Source organism: Parafrankia sp. EAN1pec, from assembly GCF_000018005.1.
Taxonomy (GTDB): Bacteria; Actinomycetota; Actinomycetes; order Frankiales; family Frankiaceae; genus Parafrankia; species Parafrankia soli.
Genome location: NC_009921.1, coordinates 2,922,625 through 2,949,498 on the forward strand (window position 1 = coordinate 2,922,625; position 26,874 = coordinate 2,949,498).

The window sequence follows — 26,874 nt, forward strand, 5'->3', positions numbered from 1 at the left end:
CTGGGGGCGCGGGCGGTGTGGTCGTGGTCGGCGAGGACCTGATCGATCGTGTGCCGGGCGGCGTCGCACGTTCGCGAGGGGGCGGAGGCTTACGCCTCCTGCCGGCGGCGGGCCAGCAGCTGTGCCTGTCGGCCTCGTTCTTCGTCCGTCGGCGCTCGCACCAGCTGGGCGACCTCGACAAGCCCTGCCTGCCGCGCCAACTCGGCGAGGTGGTCGGGCGGCCAGCGGTAGGCGCCTGTCACCCGATGGTCGTAGGCGTGCACCCCGGCCGCGGACTCGTCTGTGGCCAGGAAGCCGAGGAGCAGGTGGCCGCCGGGCGCCAGGACGCGGTGGACCTCGGCGAGGACGGCGGGGATGTCGGCGGGCGGGGTGTGGATGAGCGAGTAGCGGCAGAGGGCACCGCTGACCGAGCGGTCCGGCAGGTCCAGCGCGGTCATCGTGCCCACCTCGAACCGCAACCCTGGATGAGAGCTTCGAGCCAGGGCGACCATCTCCGGCGACAGGTCCACACCGAACACGTCCAGCCCCAACCTGTGCAGGTAGGCCGTCGCATAGCCGGGCCCGCAGCCAAGGTCTGCGACCGGGCCCGCGAGGTCGCGCACGACGTCGGCGAACGCGGCCAGCAGCGCACGCTCCAGCGGCTGGCGATCGAGCACGTCAGCGAAACGCTCGGCATACACCTCGGCCACACCGTCGTACGCCGCCGCGACGGTCGCCAGATAGCTCGGGGCAGACTCGGCCATAGCCGATCATCATAGGTGTGGGCCACACGATCATCGGCCCTGCCAGTCAACGTGACCGGAACCCTGCCACCTACCGGGGCCGGTCGCAGTCAGGCATACCGCCGCCCTAAGGTCCCGGGCTGGGACACCGACGGCCCAGTCCGCAGTACAGACACCAGCGGGTGCCAGCGACATCCAGTCGTCGACGCTGCCGATGAACGGGTTGACCGTCCGCCGCGCGGTCGACGTCCTCGACTTGCACCCCGGCAAGTCTCTGGACGGCCTCGTCTCTACTCGTGCGGCAATCCCTGGCGGTCGCAGGCGGTGAGCAGATCGGGGCCGTCGGTGCGCAGCTGATCGAACCCGAGGATCTGCAGGTCCTGCTGGACTGGTTCGATCCCCTCGACGAGGGGCTGGTAGCGGCTGTCCGCTTCGCTCGCCGCGGTCAATAAACCCACGGCCCCCTCGATACGCAGCGTGGTCGCGAATACGAACGACCGGTAGTCGGTGATGGCGAACTGGTCCCGGGTTCGTGCCGCCGCGGCGCATCCCGCCGCCGCGTCCGCCGCAGCCGCCGTGGACCGGTCGGCGTCGGGCCGGTCGAACCATCACCCGACGACTCGCCGTCATCCGCACCGCACCCGACCAGCAGAACACCCGTAACGACAAGCGCCGCAGCTGATCCCCATCGACGCGAACGCCATCCACACCACATGCGCCAAGTGTGACAAACAGGACGAGACTCCGCCTCTGCCCTCCTATTTACGATCTTGATCGTGGGGGCTTGGTGCATATTCGAGCCTGTCGTTTAGTAGTGTTAAACAGGTATCTAATATCGTCCCGGCTGTTCGCTCTCTGTGTCTGGTGCGGCTTCGGCCGGCTGGGAGCGGGCGACCGCTGCCCGTCCGCCGTCGGCGGTACCAGCCCCACTCTCGGTACCTGTGACGTCGTGCGGGCCGGAGCGGGAGAGTGATCGGATGACGCAGCCCGGCCGCCTGGCGGTGATCGGCTCGTGACCGCCGTGGCGCGGTGCCCCGGGGTGGGCCTGCCACCCGTGGAACGGCTCCGGCCCGGCCTGTGGAGCATTCCGGTGCCGTTGCCGACGTCCGGTCTGAGCCACGTTTTCGTCTACCTGTTCGAGACCGATCACGGCGCCTACGTGATCGACAGCGGCTGGGACACCGACGCCGCCTACGCGGCGGTCGAGGCGGGCCTGGCCACCGCCGGCTACGCCGTCACGGACGTGCGCGGGATCATGCCGACCCACATGCATCCCGACCACTACGGTCTCGCCGGCCGGCTGCGCGAGGCGTCCGGGGCGTGGATCGCGCTGCACCCGGCGGACGCCGCGCTGCTGCGCGACCATCCGACCGACCCCATGGAGCTGTTCCAGGCCGTCAACGAGGGGATGGTGCGGGCCGGCGCGCCCGCCGACGCCCTGCGGGACTTCACCGTCGACATGCTGCCGCCCGGCCCGCTGCCCGCGCTGCCGCAGCCGGACATCCTGCTCGAGGACGGGGACCGCCCGGACGTGCCCGGCTGGGATCTGCGCGCGGTCTGGACGCCCGGCCACTCCCCGGGCCACCTGTGCTTCTGGGAGCCGGCCAACCGGCTGCTGCTCTCCGGCGACCACGTGCTGCCGCGGATCACGCCGAACATCCCGTTCGAGCCGCGCGTCGCGGACGACCCGCTGGGCGACTACCTGCGCTCGCTGGACAAGGTCGACGCCCTGCCCGCGGAGGGCACGCTGCCGGCGCACGAGTACCGCTTCGACGGCCTGTCGTCCCGGCTGGCCGAGCTGCGCCTGCACCACGAGCACCGGTTCGCCGAGGTGATCGCCGCGCTGCGTCCCGGCGCGACCACCGCCTGGGAGGTCGCCCGGCTCATGACGTGGTCGCGGCCGTGGGACGAGATCGGGGGCTTCATGAAGCGCAGCGCCGTCTCCGAGGCGCTCGCGCACCTGCGGGCGCTCGAACGGCGCGGGCTCGTGCACGAGCGGCCCGGCGACCCCCCCACCTGGCGGTTCACCGGGTCGTGATCGGATGTCCGCCGGCGGCAGGTACTGCGGCTGCGGTGATTGTGCGAACTGTGTACGATGCGTGACTGTGACGATGCAGGCTCCTGCTGCCGTCCGGTCCGTTCGCCAGTTTCTCGCTGTCGGCGCGGGCTCGCGGTTCGTCGGGGTCCTCGCGGTGCTGATCGGGGCGCTCCTGCTCGCGGGAACGGTGAGCCGCGCGGTGGTCGCCCAGCGTCTCGACGCGACGGAGAGCATCCGGGAGCGGTCCGCGGCTGCGCTGATCATCGCCGAGCGGCTACGGGCGGCCCTCGCCCGGGCGGACGCGACCGCCGCGGCGAACGTCTTCTCGTGGGTCGACCTCGTGCCGTCCCGCCCGTCGTCGCCCGCGGAGCGCCGGGAGAACTACGACGAGGTGAAGGCCGGCGGCTACTACACCGGTGACCACAGCGGGGACGCCGCCGTCTCCGGGCTCGCGGGCGACGACACGGCTTCCGCCGGGGACGGGCCGGCCGCCCCCAACCAGTACAGCGCCGCGGTGCGCTCGGCGACGACGGCGCTGCTCGAACTGCGCGAGGTCGACCCGGGGAAGTGCGAGTCGGCCCGCGCACCCGGTTCGACGTCGCACTGCGCGATGGACCGGATCGCGACCCTGATCCCGGAGTACGTGGGGCTGGTCGCCGAGGCGTCGGCGAACACCCGCGCGGGGAACACGGTCGGCGGCTCCTACCAGCGCCTGGCGTCCGACCTGATGGCGACGAGCATCCTCGGCCAGACGAACCTGCTGGTCACGGCCTACGGCGAGCGGGTGGACGCCGACTACCGCCGGGCGACCGGCGGCCACGGCGAGGATCTGCTGCTCCTCGTGCTGGCCTGCGCGCTGGTCGCCCTCGTCGGCGCGCAGGTGTACGTGTACCGCCGCACGCGGCGGATCCTCAACGCCGGCCTGCTGGCCGCGACCGGCGCGCTCGGCGCGTTCGTCGTGGCCTGCCTGGTCCTGCTCGGGGGGCAGCAGAGCCAGCTTTCCGCCGCGCAGCGCGGCGACTTCGTGCCCATGACCCTGCTGGCCGCCTCGCGCACCCTGGCCCTCGAGGCGCGGACCTGCGAGTACCTGTCCCTTGCGTCGCTGGGCAACGGCGACGGCGCCGACGCGTGCTTCCAGCGCGCGGTCGCCGGCCTCGGCTACGGCCTGGACGGCCGCCCCACCCCGACGGCGGGTGCCCTCTCGGCCGCTCTGGCCGAGCTCCCCGCCGAGCGCGCCGAGCTGGCGGCGGAGTTCACCGCCTGGCTGCGGGAGCGCGGCGAGGTGGTCGCGACCCTGCGGCGGCCCCCGCGCCCGACCGCCGGCGCCGGCAGCCCGGACGTCTTCGACGACGTCGTCGGTGTCACCCTGCGGTCGGAGCACTTCGACCGGTTCATCACCCGGGTGGACGGGCTGGTGGGCGGCCATCTCGACGGCTTCAACGGTGAGGTGGACGCCGGGGCCGCCGACGTGCGCCTCCTCGCCGCCGTCCTCCCGATCGCCCTGCTCACCGCGGCGTCCTGCTGCGTGATCGGGATCAGTGCCCGCGTCCGGGAGTACCTGTGAACAGACGCGCCCGTGTCGTCGCCGTTCTCGTCGCGCTCGGGATCGGGCTGGGGCTGGCCGCGCTGCCGGGGTGCGCGACGACGGGCAGTCCGCTGCCCCGCCAGGCTCGGCCGCTGCCGCCCGCCGACGGCGTCGCCGCCCCGGCCCGTCCCGAGGCGGCCGCCGGCTCGGCGGGGCCCCCGTCAACACCAGGCCAGCCGGGTCCGTCCGCGCAGCCCTGTATCGCCCGCGCGAGTGTGCCCCCGCTCGCCGCCCTGCCGCCGCCGGGAGCGCGCGGATCGCGGATCGAGGCGATCCGGCGGTACGGCTACCTTCGCGTCGGGGTGACCACGGTGGCCCCGCCGTTCGGGTCGATGAACTGGCGCACCATGGAGGTGGAGGGCTTCGACCCGGCCATCGCCGGCGAGATCGCCGGGGCCATTCTCGGCGACCCCGAACTGGTGCAGTTCCGCGCGGTCGACACCCGGGACAGGGAGGCGCTGGTCGCCGACGGCACCGTCGACATCGTCACCGGCACGATGACGATGACCTGCGCCCGCAAGGAGCGGGTCCGCTTCTCCGGGGTGTACTACGAGGCCGCGATGCGCATCCTGGTGCCGGCCGGCGCGGGCCTGCGCACCGTCGGTGACCTCGCTGGACGGCCGGTCTGCTCGTCGCAGGGAAGCACCTCGTTCGAGAAGGTCGCGAACCTGGTGCGCGGCCCCGGCCGGCCGGTCGCGGTGAACCGGGTGGGGATCGTGGACTGCCTGGCCGCGCTCCAGCGCGGCGAGGTGGACGCGGTGGCCACCGACGACACGATCCTCGCCGGGATGCGCGCCGAGGACGCCACCGTCACCGTCCTCGGTCCCGAGGCGTTCGACGGCGTTCTGGGCCCGGCGGGCCGCGCCGGCCTCGACGAGCCCTACGGTGTGGCGATCGGCCGGACGGATCTCGCGCCGGGCCTCTCCCCGGCCGAGGCCGCGGCGAACCGGGCCGCCGACGACGCCTTCGTCGCCTTCGTCAACCGGGTGCTGCTCGACATGATGACCGGCCCGACCTGGAACAGGCTCTACACCCGCTACCTGCGCGACGTCCTGCGGGTCCCGGGCGTGCCCCCGAACGCCATCCAGCCGAACTGGCCGGACGGCGTGCTCGTCACGGGCGGCGGATCGTGATCCGGGTCCAGGCGCCGACGAACACCCGGTCCCCGTCACGCAGCGAGACGGGGTGCCCGGCCGGGATCGGCTGACTGCTGTCGTTCACCCTGGTCCCGTTGAGGGAGCCGTGGTCGACGACGGCGTAGCCGCCGTCCGGCTGCCGGACGAGGCTCGCGTGCCGCCCGGACACCGCCGGGTCGTCCGCCGGCCCGGACAGGTCGACGCCCGCCGGCGGGCCATCCGGCCCGGCGCCGATCAGGATCTCCGGCCCGTCCAGGTGGACCACCCAGGGGAGACGGCCTTCGGGGAGGCGCACGCCGTCCCCGATCACCCGGGCGAAGTGGGCCTCGTCGACCTCGACGACCGCATCCCAGCGCGGCGGCGCGGCGGGTGCCGGGTATACCCGCGGCACCACCGGACGCCGGCCGGTGGCGAACTCGTACCGGCAGCGCAGGCAGAACCGGTCGGTCGGCGCGGGGCGGGCCCGGCAGTGCGGGCAGTGCGCCGGCGTCGCCTCGGCCCGCGGGAACCGAGGGGCGAAGCTGTCGTCGGGGTCCCAGCTGCCCAGCGGGGGCCGTCCGCGGCCGGCCCGTGGTGCCGGCGGCTCCCCGGAGCCGGCCAGGGCGAGCCCGCCCGCCGCGGCCGGGGGGCCACCCGGCCCGGCGCCGCCGATGCCGGCATCGGCGGCGGGCAGGTCGTCCGCGGGCTCGCCGTCGGCGTAGTCGTCGGGGTCGTCCGGCACGTCGTCGGGCTCGTCGGGCTCGTCGTCTGTGTCCGGATCGGTGCGCCGCCTGGCCGTCCCGCCGCGGCCGGCGGCATGCTGGGTGGTTGCCCCGGACGGCTCAGGGGTGGGATAGGCCCGCCCCGGGCCGGGGCCGGCCAGCCATCCGGTCGGCGGGCGGTAGGCCGGCTCGTCCTCGCCCTCGCTGTGCGGGCTGTCCTCGTCACCGTCGGCCGGGCCGGTTTCCGTGCTCACCGCGCCGTCCTCGGCTCGAGAGCCCGGGTGAACCGGTAGCGGACCTCGAGCACCTCGAACAGGTGGGGGTCGACGTCGGGCCGCACCCACGGCGCGTCCCCGGTCGGCGCGTCCCCGGCCGGGTCGGCCTCGACCACCTGCTCGAGAATCTCGGCCGTCGCCTGATCGTGGCTGGCACGGGCCAGGTCGAGCGCGCGGCCCAGGTGCGCGCCGGCCGCAGCGAGGTCGCCGCGGCCCCGCGCGGCCATGCCCAGCCTGATCGCCTCCGCCAGGTCGATCACGCCCCTGCTGTGCCGCACCTCCCGGGAGACCTGGGTGTGCAGCTGCTCGTCCGCGGTCCACATCGCCTGGACGTCCCCACCGGCCAGCCGCCGCCCGTCCGTGACGACCGCGATGCGGGCGAGCCGGCTCGGTCGGGTGATCCGGTGCGGGAGCAGGCCGGAGACGGAGAGGTGGTAGTCACGGCATCCGGCGCCCCACGCCCCGGTGGAGAACTCGGTCTCCTGCTCGCCGACGGCCGTCCCGCGTTCGAGCAGGTCCTCGAGGGTGGGATGCACCTGCTTGAACGTGCTGATCCGCGCCCCGTGCGGGATCCACACCCGCAGCGAGACCGCCGGCAGCGCGCGGGCCATCGCCGCCTTCGTCATCGCCTGGAAGTCGGCGACCAGATCGGCCGGGTCGGCGATGTCGCGGGCCGTGCCCAGCAGGGTGTCGGACACCGCGGTGAGCTCGGCGGCGACCCAGCCGCGGCCCACGCCCCGGCTGTCGCACTGGAAGTGCCCCCGGCACGCGGCCAGCGCGTCCGTGAAGTCCGCGGCGCTCTCGTGCTCGTTCCGCCCGTCGGTCAGCAGAATGGCGTGCCGGACGGCGTCGGGATGGCCGGCGAACAGGTCCCGGGCCGCCAGCAGCCAGCTCCCGATCGCGGTGCCCCCGGCGGCGCTCATCCGGTTGATGGTCCGCCGGGCCTGGTCGCGGGTGTCCACGGCGGCGCGGGCCAGGCCGCCGCCCGGCGGGTAGACAACCTGGGCGGTGCCGGTGCCGCGGATCACGGCGAACAGCGTCCCCGGGCGCAGGCCGTCCACGGCCGCGCACGCGGCCCGCCGCGCGGCGTAGATCTTCGTGGCGGGTGTGCTCATCGACCCCGAGCAGTCGATGACGATCACCTCGACGTGCTCGACGTCCGGCTCGCCCGGTGCGCCGTCATCCTCGGCGCAGACCGTGAGCAGGGCATCCGCTTCGGTGACGCCGTCCGGGAGGTACTCGTCGGTGTAGACGTCGACCCGAAAACCGATCACGTCGCCCCGCCGATCACCAGAGGGTCCGCGGGCGGATCCGGTTCGCCGCGTCGACATACCGGATGCGCTCGCGGCGGTCACCGGCCAGCCGGGCGATGTCCCGGTACGCCGCTTCGAGCCCGAGACGCAGCTCACGGGGGACGAGCCTGCGCCCGAACACCTGCTTCGGCCCCGTCCCGGCCGGCCCCGGCGGGCCGGCGCCGACCATGCGCAGCGCGGCGGCGAGGATGTCCAGCCGCAGCTCGGCGCGGCGCCGGCGGTCGAGACCGAGCCGCGGCCGGGAGCTCTCGAGGATGGCCTCGGCGCTGCGCAGGTCGTCCAGGGAGACCACGACCGGCACCGCGCCGGCCTGTTCGGGCCGCAGATGCGAGCCGACGAGCACGCCGATCATCCGCACCCGGGCGGCCGTGTACGCGTGCGTGGACGCCGGCACCCGACGGTAGGCGTCGAGCTTGCCGTCCCGGTCGTCCAGGCAGCGGGCCAGCCCGAACGCGGCGCTGGTGATCGCCGGGTCGACCTGGCTGACGACATCGAACAGCTCGGCGGCGCGGGCCCGGTCGCCGGCGTTGGCACTGGCGGTCGCGACGGCGAGCCGCGGCGCCAGCTCGCCGGGCATGCGCGCGTAAACCTTTTCGAACGCCTCGGCGGCCTGCGTCGATCGCCCCGCTGCCAGGTCGAGCAGGCCCTGGCACCAGGTCACCCGCCATTCCCGCGGGTAGGCGGCGGCCAGCTCCCGCACCGTCACCTCGGCCTTGCCGGTGTAGCCGGCGCGCATCTGGGCGCGGGCCAGTGCCAGCCGCGTCTGCCGGGTCGGCTGCGCGACCTCCGCGAGCCGCTCGGCCAGCGCGGCCGGGTCCTCCCCGGGGGTCGTCGCGAGCACCCGGGCCTGCGGGTCGTCCGCGTCGATCCGCAGGTCGGGCAGGATCTCCCAGACCGTCGGCGGCTCGTCGGCCTCGCCGTGGCCGCCGTCGTCGGCTTCGCCCGTCGGATGCAGATCCGGCTCGAACCAGCGGCTGGCCAGCGGCGGGACGTTCCCCTCGGTGCGCGAGGCGATCTCGTAGAGCACCCCGGTGAGCTCCTCGGCGAACTCGGCGACGGTCGCGAACCGGTCGGCCGGGTCGCTCGCCGTGCCCCGGCGCAGCAGGTGGTCGAGGGACTCGAACTCGAGTAGCGGCGCGTGCTCACCCCGCGGCGGCAGCCCGTGCCGGTGGACGTCCAAAAAGCCCGGGAACCGGCCGAGGACGAGCCGGGCCAGCGTGCGGGCGGCGGCGAAGACGTCCGAGGCGACGGTCGGCACGCTGTGCCGGGTCACCTCCGCCGGGCGGAACTCGCCCTCCTCCAGCTCCGGGGCGCGGTAGCCGGGCGTCGACAGGAAGCTGGAGAACTGGTCGTCCAGCCGCCGCGCGCCGCCGAGGTCGATCAGCGTGACCTGCTCGGTGCTGACCATGATGTTGTCCGGTTTGAGGTCGCAGTACGCCAGCCCCCGCCGGTGCAGGTGACTCAGCGCGGGCAGCAGCCGCAGCAGGTAACGGATGGCGTCCTCGGGGGGCAGCGGCCGCGGCCGCCCGTCCGGGCCGGGCGGCTGGGTCTCGGCCAGCCGGGACAGCGACACCCCCGGGACGTACTCCATGACGATGTAGTCCTCGCCCTGGTGCGAGACGTAGTCACGGATCTTCACGATGTTCGGGTGGTTGACGGAGATCAGCATCCGCCGTTCCACCTCGGCGATCCGCCGCGCCTCCGGGTTCGCCACGTCGAGCAGGCCCTTGAGCACCACCCAGGCCTGGATGTCGTCGTCACCCAGGTTGTCGTTCGTCGCCGCGTACACCCAGCCCATCCCGCCGTGGCCGATCGCGCCGTGCACGGTGTACTGCTGCCCGACGTGGTCGCCGGCCGCGAGCTTGACCGTGAACGAGTACGGCTGCCGGCAGCGCGGGCAGACACCCTCCAGTTCGACGGCGCCCTCCGGGCCGGGCCGGGCGACCCTGGTGCCGCACGCGGCACACTCGCGCAGGTTCGTCGGCACGTTCGGGCTCGACAGCAGCACGGGACGGTTCGCCACGACGACGTCGCGCCGGACGGGCAGGCGCAGCGGGTCGCGATCCTTGGCGGCCGGGCGGGAGACGCTGATCGGCTGGGTGGTGACCAGCACGGGATCGGTGGTGTCCGGTGCCTGTTCAGCTCCCTGTTCCGGTGTCGCCGCTTGATCCGGTACGGCTTCTCGTTCCGGTGGCGCCGCCTGTGCCGGTACCGCTACCGGTGCCGGTCCCGACTCTGTTTCCGTCTCCGATGCCGGTTCCGGGCCGGGCGCGCCACACCGGTTGCAGAAGCCGCTGGTCATGATGACCCCGCCGACACAGCCGGGCCGGACGCACGCGACACCCGTCGGCTCGCTCACCGGCCCGGCCCCTCGGCTCGGACGTCCCGGCTGTGCAGGGCGCGGACGTAGGCCATGGTGAGCCGTTCGGCCTCGGCCAGGTCGGTGGGCGCCCGGTAGAGCTCCTCGAACGCCCGTGCGTGCAGCGCGGAGAGCTCCTCGTCCTCGGCCAGCCCCAGCCGGGCGGCCTTCCCGTGCACGGCCGCGAGACGTCCACGCAGCTCACGGCGCTGGTTCAGCCCGACCGCGTTCGCGCTCGTCACCGCCCGCGCGGCCTGCTCGGTGCTGACGGCGAGCGCGCGCCACTCGGCGAGGCCACGGGCGACGTCGCCGTCGCGCCGGCCCCCGAGCGCGGCGGCGGCCAGGTCGTCGAGCCATGGGCGCAGGCCCACGCCGTCCTGTTCCAGCACGTCGCGGTCGGCGAAGGTGACCAGGCCGACCGGCGCGACGATCCGGCCACGCACGTGCTCGGGTGAGTCGAGCGCTTCGCGTACGAGGTCGCTGAGGCTGGCGAGCTGCTCGCGGGCAGCCGTCAGGTCGCGGGCGATCCCGCCCGCCGAGACTGTCCGGTCTTCACCGGTCACCACCCATCCCCCTTCCCCGGGCGCCGCCGGGCGGTCCCCACCACCGGTGCCACCCGCCCCGTGCCTGGTCAGCGTGCCCACTGCGGCTCGGGTGGCAGCGACTCCTCGCAGGGCATCTCGGGAGCCTTCCACCTCTCGCATAATTTCAGCCACTCCGGCTTGTCGCGCCGTAGACGCTCCAAAACCCCGTTGACGAATCCGGCGAGCTCGGTGTCGTCCCGCTCGAATGCGACACTGTAGTACTCGTCCCGCCCGACTGAGAACGTTCCAAGTACGGCGGTGGCATCCTGTTCCAGCATCCCCACCAGACTTGCGTCATTCGCGGCCACGACGTCGACCTCACCCTGCTGGAAGGCAACCAGACAGTCGGACAGCTCGTTAAGGTGATCCACGATCTCGAACGTGGGATGGGTTTGATGGGTATTCTCCAGGTTCGTCAGCGTCGTCGTCCCCCGCGGGGCGCACACCCGTTTCCCGGCGAGTTCCTCCGGGGAATCGATGCCGGGCCCCGCTCCCGAGTGCGTGCTCTCCCGATGGGAGAGCAGCCGTGGATGGGCGGTGAAGTAAGCCGCGGACAAACCCACACGCTCGGCCCGTGACTCCGAGTAGGTCAGGGTGCTGACGAGGATGTCCACCTCCCCGTTCTCGACCGCCGGCAGGCGTTCCGCGTAGCTGACCGGGCGGTACCGCACCTTCTCGTCCGCCGTGCCCGGACCAAACAGGGCCTCCGCGATCCGCTGGGCGAGCTCGACGTCGAAGCCCTCGAACCGGTGCGACACCGGACTCCATGCGCCGCGGGTCTGGGTGTCGCGCGAGACACCCACCCGCAGGAAGCCGCGCTTGCGGATCTTGTCGAGTGATCCTCCCGACGCGAAGTCCCCGGCGTCGGTGGGCAGGACGAGGTTCGTGGGCACCGCAGCCTCAGGACGGGCGTCCTGGGCTGCGTCGGCCGCCTCGCCCGACGCAGTCACCAGCGGCTCCCATGGCTGGTCGGCCGCGCGGGGCAGGTCACCGGAAACGGTCGAGCACCCAACCAGCGCCGCTGCGGTCATCAGCGCCGCCGCCACCAGCGCGGCGCGTCTCACCCGTACTCCCGGATCCGCGGTGCCAGCCCGGCGGCCGCCAGCACCGCCGCGAGCAGGAACAGCGCCCCCGCGCTGGCGGCCACGCCGCGCAGCGCGTCGCCGGCCCCGGCGACCTCGGTGCCGAACCGTGCCTCGGCCACGCCGTCCGCCTTCGTCAGCGCCCTGTCCAGCTCCATGAACCGACCCGTGGCCCTGGGCGTTGAATCGCCGACCGGGGCGTCGATCGCGGTCGCCCCAGCCTGGCGCGCGGTGTCGACGAGTTTGACGATGCCCGGATTGAGCGGGCGGGCCGTCGCCGGACCGCACCAGCGCACGAGATTCGGGTCGCGAGTCGCCGCTTCGTGCGGTCCGGGTAGGCCTTCCACCGCCGCGCTCGCCGCGCCCGCACCGCTCGGTGCGTTCAGGGCCCTCGGTGCGTTCAGGGGTGTGGTGCCCGGCTCACGGCCTCGGGCGGCGCAGGCGAGCTGCGCGGCGGCCTGGTCGAAGTCGGCGTCGAAGACGATCTCACCGCCCTGAGCGATCCGCCAGTAGAGAACGTCCCCCTCCGCGCGCAGCGCGAGATGGCGGACCCGAGCCAGCATCGCCTGGACGTCATAGCCCCCGGACCGGGCGCTCGCCAGTTTCGCCCGCTCGGTGGCCAGGGCTGCCTGCGGCCAGATGATCCCCACCGTGACCAGGAGCGTGGCGGCGAGAAGGCCCGGATTCAGCCATCGGCGGGTCCACAGCACACCGAGCACCTGGGCGGCCGCCAGCGCCGCGAGCGCGAGTAACGCGACCACGGCCAGCCCTGCGACGTCGCCCGCCCGGGTCGCGCGCCGGAACGCCTGCGCCTGATCCTCCGTGTGGGAACGGGCGAGTGTCGCGCTGGCAGGCAGGAGGTGGTCGTTCATGAGCGAGTTGGCCATGCGCAGGTAGGCTCCGCCGACGCTCATGCCCATGCGGTCGTTGGCACGGGCCTCGCCGACGTAGCGCGTGTACACCGGAGTGAGGCAGACCAGCGTGGCCAGCGCCGCGGCCGCGGCCTCGCTGCTCGGCGGCGCCGCGGACTGGGCGCCGCCCCTGCCTGATCCGCCCTTGCCTGGTCCGCCACCGGCTCCGGCCGCTCCGGCTCCGACTCCGGCCGTGGCTGAGCTGGCCGCGCCGGAGCTGGTCGGACTCGGCCTGACGGTGGCGGGGGGTTCTTGCCCGGGGCAGGCGAGGCCGCCGGACCCCGGATCGGTGGTGGCTCCGGCCCGCACCATCGCCTCGTTCGCGGCCCGCATCGCGGCGGCGAAGTTGTCGTAGGCAGCCGCGTCCGGCGTGGTGCTGATCCCGAGGAACGTCGAGGCCTCGGCTGCCGCCGCCTCAGCCAGGTGCCGGTGGATGTCCCAGGACGCCTGGGTGCCGGGCATCGTCTGCTCACTGATCGCCGACACCGCGTGGGCGCGCCGCTCGACCACGGCGATGGCGCCCACCCCGGCCGCCGCGCACAGGCAGACACACATGACGGCGCAGATCAGGAACCATGTAGGCGTCGCGGGACGGCCGTGGTCGGCCGCCGGGGCGCACGGCGGAGACTCGCCGTCGCGGCTGACCGTGGTGCTCTGGACACTCACGGGTCGAAAGTGTGCCTTAAGTGACTGATTCGTTCCTCCTCGAGGTGCGGCTCGGCCCGGGTGGCCTCCCGGGCCCGTGGCCTGGGTCTGTTGCCCGGATCTGGCCCCGAGGGGCCGGACGCGGTCACGGCCGCAGACCGGCGTGATGCCTGACGGTGACCTTGGAGTCGCGTGTGGTCCGCACGCGGCCGACCCCACCACCAATAAGTGTGGTCAGCACTGATCATTAGGGGTCGGATTCGGTCGGATGCTGGGACGGACCCGGGTTCCCCCACTACGATTTGGACGATGCTCGGTAGCCGCGCGCCTCTTCGCTCCGACAACTGTGCACTATTGTTCCATCGACTTCGCGAGGGTGTTCTCACCCTTGATCCCGCGGTCGAGGGAATGCGTCGTCCCACAGATGGCACCGTAGTGTGGGGTGCGCTGATGGAAATCGGGATGACCGAGGGCACAGCCACGGTTGTCTCGTTGGCCGATGGCACCACCAGCCTCTACACGAGTGCCGGTGGCGGCCTGGTGGGCGGTGGCGCACACCGTGTCGTGGTCGCCGCGACCCGCCATTTCCTCTCGGTCGTCGGAGCACACCTCGACACCTTCGACGAAGACTCGGAGCGGGCGCCTGTCCCGGAGTCCGGGCGGGTGACCTTCCGTGCTCTCACGTATGTTGGTCGCCGATACCTGGACCTGTCGGAGAAGGACCTCTGCGAACCGGGACATGCCTTTTCTGCGCTTTATCAGGCCGGGCATGAGGTCGTTGCCCGACTACGCCTGGTGAACGCACGCGATTAGTCGTCGACGGGTACCGTTTTCGTCGATCCCGTGGCGTTCGCGGCCTCATGCCGTGGTCGGCCGTATGGCACGGTCGGCCACGTCCCGTGGTCAGCTGTGCGCTGCGGTCGGCCTCGTGTGGAGGTCGACGGTGTGTCGAGGTCGGCCTCGTGCCGTGATTGGCGTGGTGCCGTGGTTGGCCTCGCATTGCGATTGGCCGCGTGTCGGCGTCGGCCGTGTGCGGAGGCTCCGTCCCCGCCCCCGGTCATTCTGCTGCACCGTCATTCGGCCCTCACGTCGAACCGGCCCGGGCCGTTCTGATCCGAGTTGTCCCGCTGACGTATGGGGTGGCTCGGCCAACACGCTTCGATGGCCCCCGCCGGATGCGTCTCCGATGCGGAGATCCTGGACGGGTGCGCCGTCGTCCAGTCCTGGTCCGCTGCCCCGTCCGACCAGCGGCGAGACCGCAGCCCTTCGTCCGGGTCGTCCGTATGGTCCGCGCTGTTCAGCCCTCGTCGCTCAGCCGTCGCGTCCCCGGTGGTTCTGACGTTCCGTCATCAGTAATATACGCTGGGTAATAATGATCTAACCTAGGCTTGCTGCTTCGGGACGCGCGACGGAGGGAACGGGACCATGGCGACCAGTTCATCGGAGACCGGCACGTCCAGTAACGGCGCCGGCGCCATCAGCGGCTCGGTCGGTCGCCCGGAGTCGATCCAGGCGGTCACCCCTCCCTTCTCCGCCGTGCCGCCGGCGAGTGCCACGGCCTCGGCGGCGACCAGGTCGGGAAGCGCTCCCACCCAGGCCGACGAGGCGGGTACCGACCAGCACACGGCGCCCCGCCCACCCGCCGCGGAGCCGGCCTCCACCAGCTCGCCCGCCGCGCCCGCGCCCGCCGGCGGCTCGCCTGCCCCGTCTTCTCCCACCGCGACGAGCTCGCCCGTTGCCGCGAGTTCGACTGCCGAGGCCTCGACAGCGGGCCCGGCGTCCGGCCGGTCCACCTCCGCCCGAGGCTCGCGGGCGGGCGCGTCCCGCGGCACGACGGCCCGCGCCGCGGCGACCGGCACCAGGGCCACGGGCACGCCGTCCCGCGGGACGGCGGCTCGGGGCGGCACGGCCCGCACGGGCACGGCGCGGAGCACTACGGCGCGGACGACCAGCGCGCGGAGCACAACGGCGCGTGGGAGCACGACCCGTCCGACGGGGAGCGGTCCCAAGCCGGAACGCGCCGCCGCGACCCGGGGGCGGTCGACGCGCACGGCGGCGCCGCAGCCCGCGCAGCCGGCGGTGGCTCGGGCGGCGGCGGCTCGGCCGGCAGGGGCCCGGCCGACGACGTCCCGGTCGGTCGTGTCCCGGGCGGCTGGCACGGTTCCCGGAGCGGCCGCGTCGGCGGTCACCGCCGTCCAGAAGCTGTTTCGTGGGCGCCGGGAGCGGGCGGGGCGGGTCGTTGTCGTGCGCCTGCCCTATGTCACCGCGCGGCTGGAGGTGGCGCCGCCACCGCGGACCGACGGCGTCCGGATCGGGCCGCTCGCCCTCCCGTCGGCGAAGCAGACCGCCTACTACGCGGGCCTCGGCGCGCTGGCCGCCGTCGAGATCATCGAGTGGCCGATCGCGGCCGCGATCGCCGCGGGTACCTATGTCTCCCAGCACAGCCGGCCCGTGAGCGCGGGCCGCGACGGCGGCACCGGCCACCGTTCGCCGAGCGCCTGACCGGTGGTGGGGCGCCTCCCGCTGCCCTCGCCTCGCAGCGCCGCGCGGGCGCTTGTCGCGGAGCTTCACCAGCCATCGCGGCGGCCCCGCGCGGTGTGGTGCGGCGCTGGCTCCGCCCACGTCGAGCTGCTCCGGCGGGACGTGCACGACCACGCGGCCGCCGCCGTCCGGGCGCTTGAGGGAGTCGACTGGGCCGAGGTCGACGAGGGCCTCGGCCGTCTCCTGGTCGCCTTCGACGCTGACGCGGTCGACGTCGCTGACGTGGTCGACGCCGTGGCCGAGGTGGAGAACGCCGCCGCGGCGCGACCGCGGCCCGCCACCGAAGCCCCGTCGACCAGAGCCCCGTCGACAGAAGCCCCGTCAGCCGGGGGGCCGCGAGGGCAGGATCGGAACGGGCACCCCGGTGATCCCGGACCGGTCGCCGCCGAGCTCGTCGCGCTCGGCGTGGACGCCGCCGCCTTCGGTTTCGCCGTGGCCGGACGGTTGCTGCGGCTGCCGGCGGTGCCGCGCGCCGCCGCCGCGGCCGTGGCGCTGGTCGACCACCAGCCGCGGGCCCGGCGCGCCGTCGAGCGCGGGCTCGGCCGCGCGGGCACCGACCTCGCGATCGGCCTGGCGAACGCGGGGGTCGCCGCGCTCAGCCAGAGCCCCGACATGATCCTCGTGGGCGCGGCACACCGCTGCGCCACGCTGGGAGAGCTCCTCGCCGCGCGGGCCGCGTTCACCCGGCTCGAACCCGAGCTGGGCCAGGCGACCCGCGGCGCGCACAGCGCGGCCCTCGGCCGTCTCGGTGAGGTCGCGCGGGAGCGACGGCCGCGGCCGCTGCCGGCCGGCCCGGTGGAGCGGTGCGCCGACCGGATGGCTGCGGCTGGGCTGGCACTCGGCGCGGCGACCCTGGCGGTGTCCGGGTCGCCGGTGCTCGCCGGCGACCTGCTCCTCGCCACCGTTCCCCGCGCCGCGCGGCTGGGCCGGGAGGTGTTCGCCGCGACGGCGGGCCGCCGGCTGGCCGGTCACGACGTACTGGCGCTGGAGCGGTCGTGCCTGCGCCGCCTCGACCGTGTCGACACCGTGGTGGTGTCGCCGGCCGCCCTGCTGTCCGGCACGGCGCGGGTGCTCTCGGCACCGGACGGCCCCAGCTGGACGGTCGTCGACGCCCTCGTGGACGGGCTGGACGTGTGGCGCCCGTTCCGCCCCGGCGCGGTCGTGGCCCGGGACGGCGCCGTTCGGCTCGTCGCCGCGCACGCCCGCGGGACCCGCCGGGCGGCCGACCCCGACGGCCTGCCCGTGGAGCTGCGCGGCACCCGGCCCGTGGTGAGCGGGCTCGTCGGTGTCGAGACGGACGGGCACGCGGAGGCGGTGCTGCGGGCGGCGCGTGCCTGCGGCAGCGTCCTGCTCGGCGAGCACGTCAGTACCGCCGAGTTCACCCAGCTCGTCGACGCACGGGTACGCGGCGGGACGGATCTGGCGACCGAGGTGTGGCGGGCGCAGGCCAGGGGCGCGGTCGTCCTCGTGGTCGGCTGCGGCTCCGACACGGACGCGCTGCACGTCGCCGACGTCGGTGTCGGGCTTGTCCGTCCCGGGGAGCGGCCGCCCTGGTGCGCGGACCTGCTCTGCGTGCGCGGGCTCGCCGACGTGTGGCGGGTGCTGCAGTACCCGGTACCGGCCCGGGCGACCAGCCGCCGGGCGGCCTCCCTGGCGGTGTCCGGTTCGGCGCTGTCCACCCTGACCACCGTCGTCGGTGGGGGAGCCTCCGGACGTCCAGGCCGGTCACTGGCCGGAGCGCTGGCCCGGGGCGGCCCGGTGAGCGCCGCCGCGGTCAGCTCGATGGCGGAGGGTCTCGTGGCCGCGTCCCGCGCGGACCGACGTCCACCGCCGGCGCCGGTGCGGCGTACGGACTGGCATGCGCTGGACGCGGAGGCGGTGCGCCGCCGGCTGCCCGCCGCACCGCGCGACCCGGCGGAGCCGGGCGGGGTCCGATCGGACGGCGCCGGCGCCCACCCGACGGTCAGGTCGTTCGGGAAGGGCGCCCGGGAGCTCGGCGCCGCGGTCGTCGCGGACCTGCGGGACCCGCTCGTACCGGTGCTGATGGTGGGCGCGGCGGCCAGCGCCGTCCTCGGCTCGACGGTCGATGCGGCGCTGGTGGCCGGGGTCTCGGTGACGAACGCCGTTCTCAGCGGTGCGCAGCGGGCCCGCGCCGAGGCCGCGATGCGCGGACTGATGGCGCGCCACCTCGCGCTCGCCCGCGTCGAGACGACCGGTGGCCTCCGCGTGCTGCCGGCCGACGAGCTGCGGCCAGGTGACCGGATCCTGGTGCGGGCCGGGGACGTCGTCCCCGCCGACGCGCGGCTGCTCGCCGCGGACACCCTCGAGGTCGACGAGGCGTCGCTGACCGGCGAGTCCGTCCCCGTCGGCAAGTCCGTCGAGCCGACGCCGTCCGCCGATCTCGCCGACCGCAGCTGCATGCTCTTCGAGGGGACGACCGTGCTCGCCGGCACGGGCCGGGGAATCGTCGTCGCCGTCGGCGAGGCCACCGAGGCCGGCCGCGCGAGCGCCGCCGTGGTCGGCACGGCGGCGCCGGTGGGCGTGCAGAACCGGCTGGGTGATCTCACCCGGCTCGCGCTGCCGCTGACCGCGGCCAGCGGGCTCGCGGTGGCCGCCCTGTCGGTGCTGCGCGGGGCCGGGGCGCGGGAGGCGCTCGGCGCGGGGGTGGCGGTGGCCGTCGCCGCGGTGCCGGAGGGTCTGCCCCTCGTCGCCACGGTCGCCCAGGTCGCGGCCGCCCGCCGACTCGCCCGCCTCGGCGTGCTCGTGCGCTCCTCGCGCACCGTCGAGGCGCTGGGCCGGATCGACACCGTCTGCTTCGACAAGACCGGCACGCTCACCGAGGGCCGCCTGGTGCTGCGCGAGGTCGCGGTGGTGGGCGGTGCGTCCCGGGATGCCGTGCTTCGCGTCGCCGGCGCGGCGAGCCCCCGGCCGGACGGGCCCATCCCACACGCCACCGACCGTGCCGTGCTGGCCGCGGCGGAGCCGCTGGAACCGCTGGGCCGCCGACTCGCCGAGCTGCCGTTCGAGACCGCGCGTGGCTACGCCGTCACGATGGTGCAGGCCGGTGACGCCACGGTGCTGGCGGTCAAGGGGGCGCCGGAGACGCTGCTCGACCGCTGCCGGATGCCCGCCCGGGACGTCACGGCGGCCCACCGCACGGTCGACGCGCTCGCCGCGCGGGGCCTGCGTGTGCTCGCTGTGGCTCGTTCGAAGCCCTTCCACCCGCAGTCCCCGGCACCGCCAGCACAATCGGCACCGCCAGCACCATCGGTGCCGCCGGCGCAGCGGGCCGCGGTGGCGTGCGGGCCGGTCGACATCCCGGACGCGCTCGTGCGGGATCTGGAACTCGTCGGATTCGTCGGGCTGGCGGACACGCCACGCCCGACGGCCGCCCCCGCGATCCGCCGGCTGACCGGTGCCGGTCTGCGCGTCCTCGTCGTCACCGGCGATCATCCGGGCACCGCGGCCGCGATCGCCGCCGAGGTCGGGCTCCCCGTCACCGCCGGCGCCGTCATCACCGGGCCCGAGCTCGACCAGCTCGGGGACGAGGAGTTCGGCCGCCGGGTCGGCACCGCCACGGTCTTCGCCCGGATCTCCCCGGAGCAGAAGGTACGGCTCGTGATGACCCTGCGCCGGCAGGGCCGCACAGTGGCGATGACCGGTGACGGCACTAACGACGCGGCCGCGATCCGCGCGGCGGATGTCGGCGTCGCCGTCGAGGGACGCGGGTCGGCGGCGGCTACCGGGGCCGCCGACCTGCTGCTCACCACCGCCGACGTCGACCGGCTGGCAGACGCCGTCATCGAGGGCCGGCGGATGTGGCAGTCCGTCACCGACGCGGTGTCGGTGCTGGTCGGCGGGAACGCGGGCGAGGTCGCCTTCACGCTGCTCGGCGCGGCCGTGTCGGGCCGGGCACCGCTGAGCCCGCGTCAGCTCCTGCTGGTCAATCTGCTGACGGACATGGCGCCCGCGATGGCACTGGCGGTGCGCGGCCGCGGCGGCGACCCGCCGCACTCCGCCGACACGATCCTCGCCGGCCCGCTGCGCCGCGCGATCCTGCTCCGCGGCGCGACCACCGCGGGCGCGGCGACCGCCGCCTGGGCCGTCGCCCGACGCACCGGTACCCCGGGACGGGCCTCGACCGTGGCGCTGCTGGCCGTCGTCGGATCGCAGCTCGGGCAGACGCTCGCCCTGGCCGGCCGGGACCCGCTCGTGATCGCCACGGCGGCCGGGAGCTTCGTGGTGCTCGCCGGGATCGTGCAGACCCCCGTGGTCAGCACCCTGTTCGGCTGCCGGCCCGTCGGCCCGGTCGGCTGGACGATCGCGGTGGTCTCCGCGTCCGCGGCGACCGTGGTGGCAGTGGGATCAGACCGCGCCCGCCGCGGGCGAAGCGCTCAGCCAGCGGCGGACCAGCCCGGTGACCAGCAGGACGAGCACCGTTCCGACCGCCTCGACGACCAGACCAGCGAGAAGCTCCGTCATGGCCCCGCCTCCTTTCCAGCAGCAGATGGCATTGCGGTTACGGTGAGCCATCATGGTTAACGTAAGGTAACGAGCGGCGCTCGGGTAGATGGCCGAGCGGAGAAGGCGGTACCCGCCGGCAGGGTACGTGCCGGTACGGTGCTCCCGGTGAACGGGATCCTGCGTTGAACTGGGCGGAAGGCGCGGTCCTCGGTGTGGTCCAGGGGCTCACCGAGTTCCTGCCGGTCTCCTCGAGCGCGCATCTGCGGGTCGTGGCCGCGCTGGCCGGCTGGGACGACCCCGGCGCCGCGTTCACCGCCGTCACCCAGCTCGGCACGGCCGCCGCCGTGATGGTCTACCTTCGCGCCGACATCGCCCGCCTCGGCCGCGCCTGGCTGCGGTCGCTTGCCGGCCCGGTCCCGGGGCAGCTCACGGCGCTCGGCGCGCGACCGGGGCCGGAGATGAGGCCGGGGTCGGGGTCGTACTCGAATCCAGCGCCGGATCCGGCGCTGGCCGCGGACGCCCGGCTCGCCTGGCTGATCATTTTCGGTACCGTGCCGATCGGAGCCGTCGGGTACCTCTTCGAGGACGTCATCAAAGGCCGGTTCCGTGATCTGCGGCTGACCGCGGGCGCCCTGGCCGGCGTCGGCGCGCTGCTCGGCGCCGCCGACAGCCTGACGGCCCGGCGCGCGGCGCGCGGCGGTGCCATGACCATCGGCGGTGCGCCGCGCGGCGGCCGGCCGCTGACGGAGCTGTCCGTGCGCGACGGGCTCCTGATCGGGCTCGCGCAGGCCGCCGCGCTGGTGCCGGGGGTGTCCCGCTCGGGGGCGACCATCGGCGGTGGTCTCCTGCTGCGCTACTCCCGGGAGGCGGCCGCGCGCTACTCGTTCCTGCTGGCTGTTCCCGCCGTCCTGGTGTCGGGAACCTTCGGGCTCCACCGCCTCTACCGCGAGGTCCGGCCGCACGGCGCGACGGCCGCGACGCCCGCGACGGGCGCGGCCGGCGAGCGGGCGGCCGAGCCGGCCTGGGGCCCGCTGGTCGGCGCGAGCGTCGTGGCGTTCGTCGTCGGGTACGCGGCGATCGCCTGGTTCCTCCGGTACGTCTCGGCGCACGGTTTCGCGCCGTTCGTCGTGTACCGGATCGGCCTCGGGCTGCTGCTGCTCGCGCTCGTGCTCGGCGGCAGGATCCCGGCGACGCCGGACTGAGCGGCCAGGGAGGCCCGAACTGTCGGCGGCGGGGTGTCCAATACCGTTGGCGCTCGGGGGACACACGCCCAGGGACACCCGGGATCCGAGGACCGACCGAAAGTGAGTGACGATGGACCGGCCAGCGGCCACGACGTCCGCGTCCACCGAACAGGACGACCCCCGGGACGAGCCGCGCACGGCGACCGACCTCGCCACGGATCCCGGCGCCGCCACGGATCCCGGTGTCGGTACCGACACCGGCGCCGACCTTGGCACTGACGCGCGGGGCCTGAGCGCCGCCGAGGTCGCGGAGCGGGTCGCCGACGGCCGGGTGAACGACATCCCGGTCCGTTCCAGCCGGTCGGTCGGCGAGATCGTCCGGGCGAACGTCCTCACCCGGATCAACGCGATCATCGGCGTGCTCTTCGTCCTCATCGTGATCGTCGGCCCCGTCCAGGACGCCCTGTTCGGCGGCGTGATCATCGCCAACACCCTGATCGGCGTCATCCAGGAGATCCGCGCCAAGCGGACCCTCGACCGGCTCGCCGTCGTCGGCGAGGCCCGCCCGGTCGTCCGGCGCGACGGCGTCGCCGCCGAGCTCGCGGCGTCCGAGATCGTTCTCGACGACGTCGTCGAGCTCGGCTCGGGCGACAAGATCGCCGTGGACGGGCTCGTCTTCGAGGCGGAGAACCTCGAGGTCGACGAGTCGCTGCTCACCGGCGAGGCCGACCCGGTGCACAAACGTCCCGGCGACACGGTCATGTCGGGGAGCTTCGTCGTCGCCGGGTCCGGCGCGTTTCGCGCGACCCGCGTCGGCCGCGCCGCCTACGCCGCCCAGCTCGCCGAGGAGGCGAGCCGCTTCACCCTGGTCCACTCCCAGCTCCGCAACGGCATCAACACCATCCTGCGGGTCGTCACCTGGATGATCATCCCGACCGGGGTGGCACTGATCATCAGCCAGATCCTGGTGAACGACGACGACCTGGCGGAGGGCATCCGCCGGATGGTCGCCGGCCTCGTCCCGATGGTGCCCGAGGGCCTGGTCCTGCTCACCTCGGTGGCGTTCGCGGTCGGCGTGGTCCGGCTCGGCCGCCGCCAGTGCCTCGTCCAGGAACTGCCGGCGATCGAGGGGCTGGCCCGGGTCGACGTCGTCTGCCTGGACAAGACCGGCACCCTTACCGAAGCCGCGATGGACGTCGTCGAGCTGCGCATGCTCGACGACGACACCGAGACCGGCGGAGGCGAGGAGACCAACGGGAGCAAGGCGACCGCCGAAGCGGTGCTCGGCACCCTCGGCGCCGCGGACAGACGTCCCAACCCCAGCATGCAGGCGATCATCGACGCCTGGCCGGCGCCCGCCGGCTGGACCATCCAGGCCGACATGCCGTTCTCCTCGGCGCGCAAGTGGAGCGGCGCCGAGATCACCGACCCAGCCGACCCGACCGGCCCGGCGGCCACCTGGCTGCTCGGTGCACCGGACGTGCTCCTCCCGGAGAGCCATCCGGCGCTCACCGAGGCCGACCGGTTCGGCGAGCAGGGCCTGCGCGTCCTGCTGCTCGCCACCTACGGCGCGACCCTCGCCGAGGCCGTGGCCGACCCCGCCGAGGTCCCTGGACTGACCACCCCGGTCGCCCTGGTCGTCATCGCGCAGCGCCTGCGGGCCGACGCCTCGGACACGCTGCGCTACTTCGCCGAGCAGGGCGTCGCCGCCAAGGTCATCTCGGGGGACAACGCCCTGTCCGTCGGTGCCGTCGCCCACACCCTCGGCCTGCCCGGAGCCGAGAACCCGGTGGACGCCCGCACGCTCCCCACCGACCCCGAGGCCCTCGCGGACGTCCTGGAGACGCACTCGGTCTTCGGTCGGGTCAGCCCGCAGCAGAAGCGGGAGATGGTCGCCGCCCTGCAGTCCCGTGGGCACGCCGTCGCGATGACCGGCGACGGCGTCAACGACGTGCTCGCCCTCAAGGACGCCGACATCGGCGTCTCGATGGGCTCCGGGAGCCAGGCCACCCGTGCGGTCGCCCAGATCGTCCTGCTGAACAACAGCTTCGCCACCCTGCCCTCGGTCGTCGGTGAGGGGCGGCGGGTGATCGGCAACATCGAGCGGGTCGCGAACCTGTTCCTGACCAAGACGGTCTACTCGGTGCTGCTCGCCATCGTCGTGGTGATCACCCAGGTGCCCTACCCGTTCCTGCCCCGCCACCTGACCCTGATCGGATCGCTCACGATCGGGATCCCCGCCTTCTTCCTGGCCCTGGCCCCGAACGGCGAACGGGCCCGCCCGGACTTCGTCGGCCGGGTCCTGCGCTTCGCGCTGCCCGCCGGGGCGCTCGCCGCCGCCGCGACCCTGGCCTCCTACTTCCTGGCCCGCTCCATCTACAACGGCGACCTCGACGCCGAGACGTCGATGGCGACGCTCACCCTGTTCCTCGTCGCCCTGTGGGCGCTGGCGATCGTCGCCCGGCCCTACACCTGGTGGCGGATCCTGCTCGTCGCGACGATGGCGCTCGCGTTCGCGGTCGTCCTGGCCGTCCCGTACGGGCAGGAGTTCTTCCAACTGTCGCTGGTCGGCACCACCGGCCCGTGGACGGGTGCGGCCGTCGCCCTGGCCGGCGGCATCACGCTGGAGATCAGTTGGGTGTTCACCCGCCGCCACCTCGACGCCGAAGCGACCCGGAGCCGCCCGACACCGGCCCGTTCCTGACGACCTGGTCAATCCGCGGCGAGCGGAGGGCTCAGCGGCGGCGCCGTCACCGGTCTCGAGGTCGAAGTAGATCGCCTGGTGCAGCCGGCCCCCGAGAGCAGCGGCATATCTGGCGACGATGTCCTGACCGGAGACAGAGCCCTGCTCGATCTGCGAGATCCGGCCCTTGGTCACTCCCATGCGTTCCGCCACCTGCTGCTGGGTCAGACCCCGCACCCGACGCACCTCGGCAAGCCGGTGCCCGACCGCGACCGCCAGGAGCTCCTGTCTGCCGGCTGCGACCGCCTCCTCTCCGCCCGCCCTGGCAACCTGCTCGGCACGGATGTCGGCCCACCGTGTGTAACCACTCATCGCCGATCGCTCTTCCTGACCGCGTTCCACCAGGTAGGTCTTGTAGCGCTGCTCGGCCAGCGGGATCGCTTCGGCGTACCAGGAGTTCCACTGCCCGGCTTTACCGAGAGCTGGAACGGTCAGGAGCCCGGTCCGGTGGTGGGGGAGCCGGTGTCGCCGCGCTGGGCCGGTACCGGCGGGACGGTCGGTGCGGCCTGTTTCGCCGGCGCGGGCCGTCCGCCGTTGAGGCGGGCGAGGTAGGCGTTGTAGGCGTCGAGCTGTTCGTCCACCCCGGCGGCGTCGACGCGGCGCTCGCGGGTGCGGGCGCGGCGCTCGTCGGTGCGGGCCCACTGCACGGCGAGGACGAGCAGCACCACCAGGGTCGGGACCTCCCCGAACGACCAGGTGATGCCCCCGGCTGTGCCCTGATCGTGCAGCGGGCTGACCCCCCAGGGGCGGACGAGCTGCTCGTACCAGCTGCTGCCCAGCACCGTGGACGTGCTCATGATCGTGAGCCCGAGGAAGGCGTGGAACGGGACCACCGCCATCAGCATCAGCACCCGCCCGGGGTGCGGTGGCCGCTTCGGCAGCGGGTCGATGCCGATGAGGACCTCGAAGAAGTAGAAGCCCGTCATCAGGAAGTGGGCGTTCATCGCCAGGTGGCCGAGGTGGCTGTTCATCAGGTAGCCGAGCAGGTCGCTCAGGTACAGCACGTACAGGCTGCCGGCGAAGTTCGCGGTGACGAACAGCGGATGGGTCACCACCCGCGCGGGCCAGGAGTGCAGCCCGGCGAGCAGCCACTCGCGCGGCCCGGCGCGGTACGGCGCGGACGCCGGCCGCAGCGCGCGCAGCGCGAGGGTGATCGGTGCGCCGAGCACCAGCGGGATCGGCGCCAGCATCGTGAGGATCATGTGCTGGGTCATGTGCACGCTGAGCAGCACCGGCCCGTAGGTGCCGAGGCCGCCGGACGTCACGACAGCGACCAGCGCGAGTCCGGTCAGGAACCCGATCGTGCGGCCGATCGGCCAGCTGTCGCCGCGGCGCGCGAGCCGGATTACCCCGGTCAGGTACAGGCCGGCGGCGAGGGCGACCAGGCCGAGGAACACCCAGTCGGGATGCCAGGAGGTGAGGAGCCGTCCAGGTGTGATCGGCGGTGGCATCGGGTAGCCGAGCAGGCCCTCGGTCGGGTCGGTCGGCAGTGCCGAGTCGTTGACCGGCGGCGCCGTCTGCGCCAGGCCCGCTGCCAGTCCGAACGTCGCCGCGAGGACGCAGATCTCGACCGCGGCGAGCCGCCGGAACGCGCTCAGGCGGGTGGGTACGCCGCCGGCGGCCGCATTCGCCGTGCCTGCGCCTGCCGTGGCCGCGTCGACGGTGTCCGCGGGCTCGGAGTCCGCTCGGACGGCGCTCGCGTCGGCGCGGTCGCCGGCCGCGGCAGCGGTGATCACCCGGCGGCGCACGAGGCCGCCGAGTGTGACGGCGGTGAGGAGGCCGGCGGCCTTGCCGAGCACCAGCAGGCCGTACCGGTCGTCGAACAGCGGGCCGAACCCGCCGAGCCGGACGGCGGCGCTGGCCACGCCTCCGACCGCGGTGGCCCCCGCGGCCCAGGCCGCCAGCCGCGAGTAGCGGCGCAACGCGGCGAAGAAGGTGGTGTCCGGCAGGGCCCGCATGGTCAGCAGGGCCAGCAGGCCGCCCATCCAGACCACGGCCGCCGTGATGTGCAGGCCGAGCGCGATGACGGCGAGCGCGTGCTGGGACGACCCGGCCGCGTGCCCGGTGACCACCGGCGGGAGCAGCGCCGCGCAGGCGAGCGCGAGCAGCCATCCGGCGGCCACGGTCGACATCAGTGTCGCGCTCACCAGGGCGACGACCAGCGCCGCGACGGCCACGATGAGCAGCGCCCGGCCCTGTGGGGCGGCGGAGACGAAGGAGCGCAGCGCCGCCGGGTCCAGGACGTCGCCGGGGGGGCGGGCGGTGATGTCGGACGCGGTGAACACCAGCTCGGCGAGCGCCGCGACCGCCCACACCGCCGCCGAGGCGGCGGCGGCCCGCCCGTGGCGGCGTGCCGCCGCGCCGAGCCGGCCCTGCTGGGCCGGGATGAGCACGGCGGCGGCGAGCAGCCAGCCGACCGTCCCGACAGCGGCCACCTCGCTGACCATCCGGGCGACCGGCAGCCCCCAGTGGGTGAGCGAACCGGCGTCGGGCAGCCCCGGAAGGGCCACCCCCGCGGGGCCGGTGGCGACGACGGCCAGGAGTGCCACCAGCGCCAGCAGCGCGGCGAGCGCGACAACGGGAACGGCCAT

Annotated in this window: 18 protein-coding genes and 1 pseudogene; 8 read left to right on the plus strand and 11 right to left on the minus strand. The window is 74.2% G+C overall.

Going from position 1 to position 26,874, the window contains the following annotated elements; genetic code table 11:
• Positions 1-89 precede the first annotated feature (89 nt).
• Positions 90-743, minus strand: coding sequence for a class I SAM-dependent methyltransferase (locus tag FRANEAN1_RS12055; RefSeq protein ID WP_020460051.1), 654 nt, complete (start codon positions 741-743; stop codon positions 90-92).
• Between the two features lie 269 nt (positions 744-1,012).
• On the minus strand, positions 1,013-1,180 hold the full coding sequence (locus FRANEAN1_RS40860) for a hypothetical protein (RefSeq protein ID WP_157472570.1): 168 nt from the start codon (positions 1,178-1,180) through the stop codon (positions 1,013-1,015).
• Positions 1,181-1,734: 554 nt separating this feature from the next.
• On the opposite strand from FRANEAN1_RS40860, the gene FRANEAN1_RS12060 reads away from it, so the two are divergent.
• From FRANEAN1_RS12060 to FRANEAN1_RS12070, 3 genes are all read left to right on the plus strand, one after another.
• Positions 1,735-2,760 (plus strand): MBL fold metallo-hydrolase, encoded by a 1,026-nt coding sequence (locus FRANEAN1_RS12060; RefSeq protein WP_041254055.1) that lies wholly within the window; start codon positions 1,735-1,737, stop codon positions 2,758-2,760.
• Positions 2,761-2,833: 73 nt separating this feature from the next.
• The gene (locus FRANEAN1_RS12065; RefSeq protein ID WP_347177097.1) at positions 2,834-4,324 is read left to right on the plus strand and encodes a hypothetical protein; all 1,491 of its coding nucleotides are present in this window, start codon (positions 2,834-2,836) and stop codon (positions 4,322-4,324) included.
• Positions 4,321-5,478, plus strand: a complete 1,158-nt coding sequence (locus FRANEAN1_RS12070; RefSeq protein WP_020460054.1) for a transporter substrate-binding domain-containing protein — start codon at positions 4,321-4,323, stop codon at positions 5,476-5,478. Before FRANEAN1_RS12065 ends, FRANEAN1_RS12070 begins: the two co-directional genes overlap by 4 nt.
• On the opposite strand, the gene FRANEAN1_RS36970 is transcribed toward FRANEAN1_RS12070, so the two are convergent.
• The 6 genes from FRANEAN1_RS36970 to FRANEAN1_RS12100 form a co-directional block, all read right to left on the minus strand.
• The gene (locus FRANEAN1_RS36970) at positions 5,459-6,436 is read right to left on the minus strand and encodes an FHA domain-containing protein (RefSeq protein WP_020460055.1); all 978 of its coding nucleotides are present in this window, start codon (positions 6,434-6,436) and stop codon (positions 5,459-5,461) included. The genes FRANEAN1_RS12070 and FRANEAN1_RS36970 overlap by 20 nt on opposite strands.
• Entirely contained in the window at positions 6,433-7,731 is a 1,299-nt protein-coding gene (locus FRANEAN1_RS12080; RefSeq protein WP_020460056.1) for a VWA domain-containing protein, read from the minus strand. Before FRANEAN1_RS12080 ends, FRANEAN1_RS36970 begins: the two co-directional genes overlap by 4 nt.
• 13 nt (positions 7,732-7,744) lie before the next feature.
• Positions 7,745-9,883 carry a tetratricopeptide repeat protein gene (locus tag FRANEAN1_RS12085; RefSeq protein WP_347177098.1) on the minus strand — a complete coding sequence of 713 codons (2,139 nt, stop codon included), beginning with the start codon at positions 9,881-9,883 and terminating at the stop codon, positions 7,745-7,747.
• A gap of 242 nt (positions 9,884-10,125) precedes the next feature.
• Entirely contained in the window at positions 10,126-10,695 is a 570-nt protein-coding gene (locus tag FRANEAN1_RS12090) for a hypothetical protein (protein WP_020460058.1), read from the minus strand.
• 65 nt (positions 10,696-10,760) lie between these two features.
• Entirely contained in the window at positions 10,761-11,777 is a 1,017-nt protein-coding gene (locus FRANEAN1_RS12095) for a glutamate ABC transporter substrate-binding protein (RefSeq protein WP_020460059.1), read from the minus strand.
• A complete protein-coding gene (locus FRANEAN1_RS12100) occupies positions 11,774-13,372 on the minus strand; it encodes a hypothetical protein (RefSeq protein WP_041254059.1) in 1,599 nt (532 codons plus the stop codon). The genes FRANEAN1_RS12095 and FRANEAN1_RS12100 overlap by 4 nt, the downstream gene beginning before the upstream one ends.
• Positions 13,373-13,813: 441 nt before the next feature.
• On the opposite strand from FRANEAN1_RS12100, the gene FRANEAN1_RS12105 reads away from it, so the two are divergent.
• Complete coding sequence (locus tag FRANEAN1_RS12105) at positions 13,814-14,164, plus strand: hypothetical protein (protein ID WP_235013973.1); 351 nt, start codon at positions 13,814-13,816, stop codon at positions 14,162-14,164.
• Positions 14,165-14,733: 569 nt separating this feature from the next.
• Here FRANEAN1_RS12105 and FRANEAN1_RS12110 read toward each other — a convergent pair.
• Positions 14,734-15,540, minus strand: a complete 807-nt coding sequence (locus tag FRANEAN1_RS12110) for a hypothetical protein (protein WP_198145723.1) — start codon at positions 15,538-15,540, stop codon at positions 14,734-14,736.
• 55 nt (positions 15,541-15,595) lie between these two features.
• Here FRANEAN1_RS12110 and FRANEAN1_RS12115 point away from each other — a divergent pair, with 55 nt between their 5' ends.
• The 4 genes from FRANEAN1_RS12115 to FRANEAN1_RS12130 all read left to right on the plus strand — a co-directional run bounded on the left by FRANEAN1_RS12115 (position 15,596) and on the right by FRANEAN1_RS12130 (position 24,244).
• Entirely contained in the window at positions 15,596-15,853 is a 258-nt protein-coding gene (locus FRANEAN1_RS12115) for a hypothetical protein (protein ID WP_347177099.1), read from the plus strand.
• Positions 15,854-15,856: 3 nt separating this feature from the next.
• Complete coding sequence (locus tag FRANEAN1_RS12120) at positions 15,857-20,434, plus strand: cation-translocating P-type ATPase (protein WP_020460063.1); 4,578 nt, start codon at positions 15,857-15,859, stop codon at positions 20,432-20,434.
• A gap of 104 nt (positions 20,435-20,538) precedes the next feature.
• On the plus strand, positions 20,539-21,558 hold the full coding sequence (locus FRANEAN1_RS12125; RefSeq protein ID WP_020460064.1) for an undecaprenyl-diphosphate phosphatase: 1,020 nt from the start codon (positions 20,539-20,541) through the stop codon (positions 21,556-21,558).
• 112 nt (positions 21,559-21,670) lie between these two features.
• Positions 21,671-24,244 (plus strand): HAD-IC family P-type ATPase, encoded by a 2,574-nt coding sequence (locus FRANEAN1_RS12130; RefSeq protein WP_020460065.1) that lies wholly within the window; start codon positions 21,671-21,673, stop codon positions 24,242-24,244.
• Positions 24,245-24,304: 60 nt separating this feature from the next.
• Here the strand turns inward: FRANEAN1_RS12130 and FRANEAN1_RS38520 are convergent.
• Both FRANEAN1_RS38520 and FRANEAN1_RS12135 read right to left on the minus strand, forming a co-directional pair.
• Positions 24,305-24,595 (minus strand): annotated as a pseudogene (locus FRANEAN1_RS38520) (helix-turn-helix transcriptional regulator); the annotation flags it as partial.
• A gap of 119 nt (positions 24,596-24,714) precedes the next feature.
• Positions 24,715-26,874 carry a cytochrome c oxidase assembly protein gene (locus tag FRANEAN1_RS12135; protein WP_020460066.1) on the minus strand — a complete coding sequence of 720 codons (2,160 nt, stop codon included), beginning with the start codon at positions 26,872-26,874 and terminating at the stop codon, positions 24,715-24,717.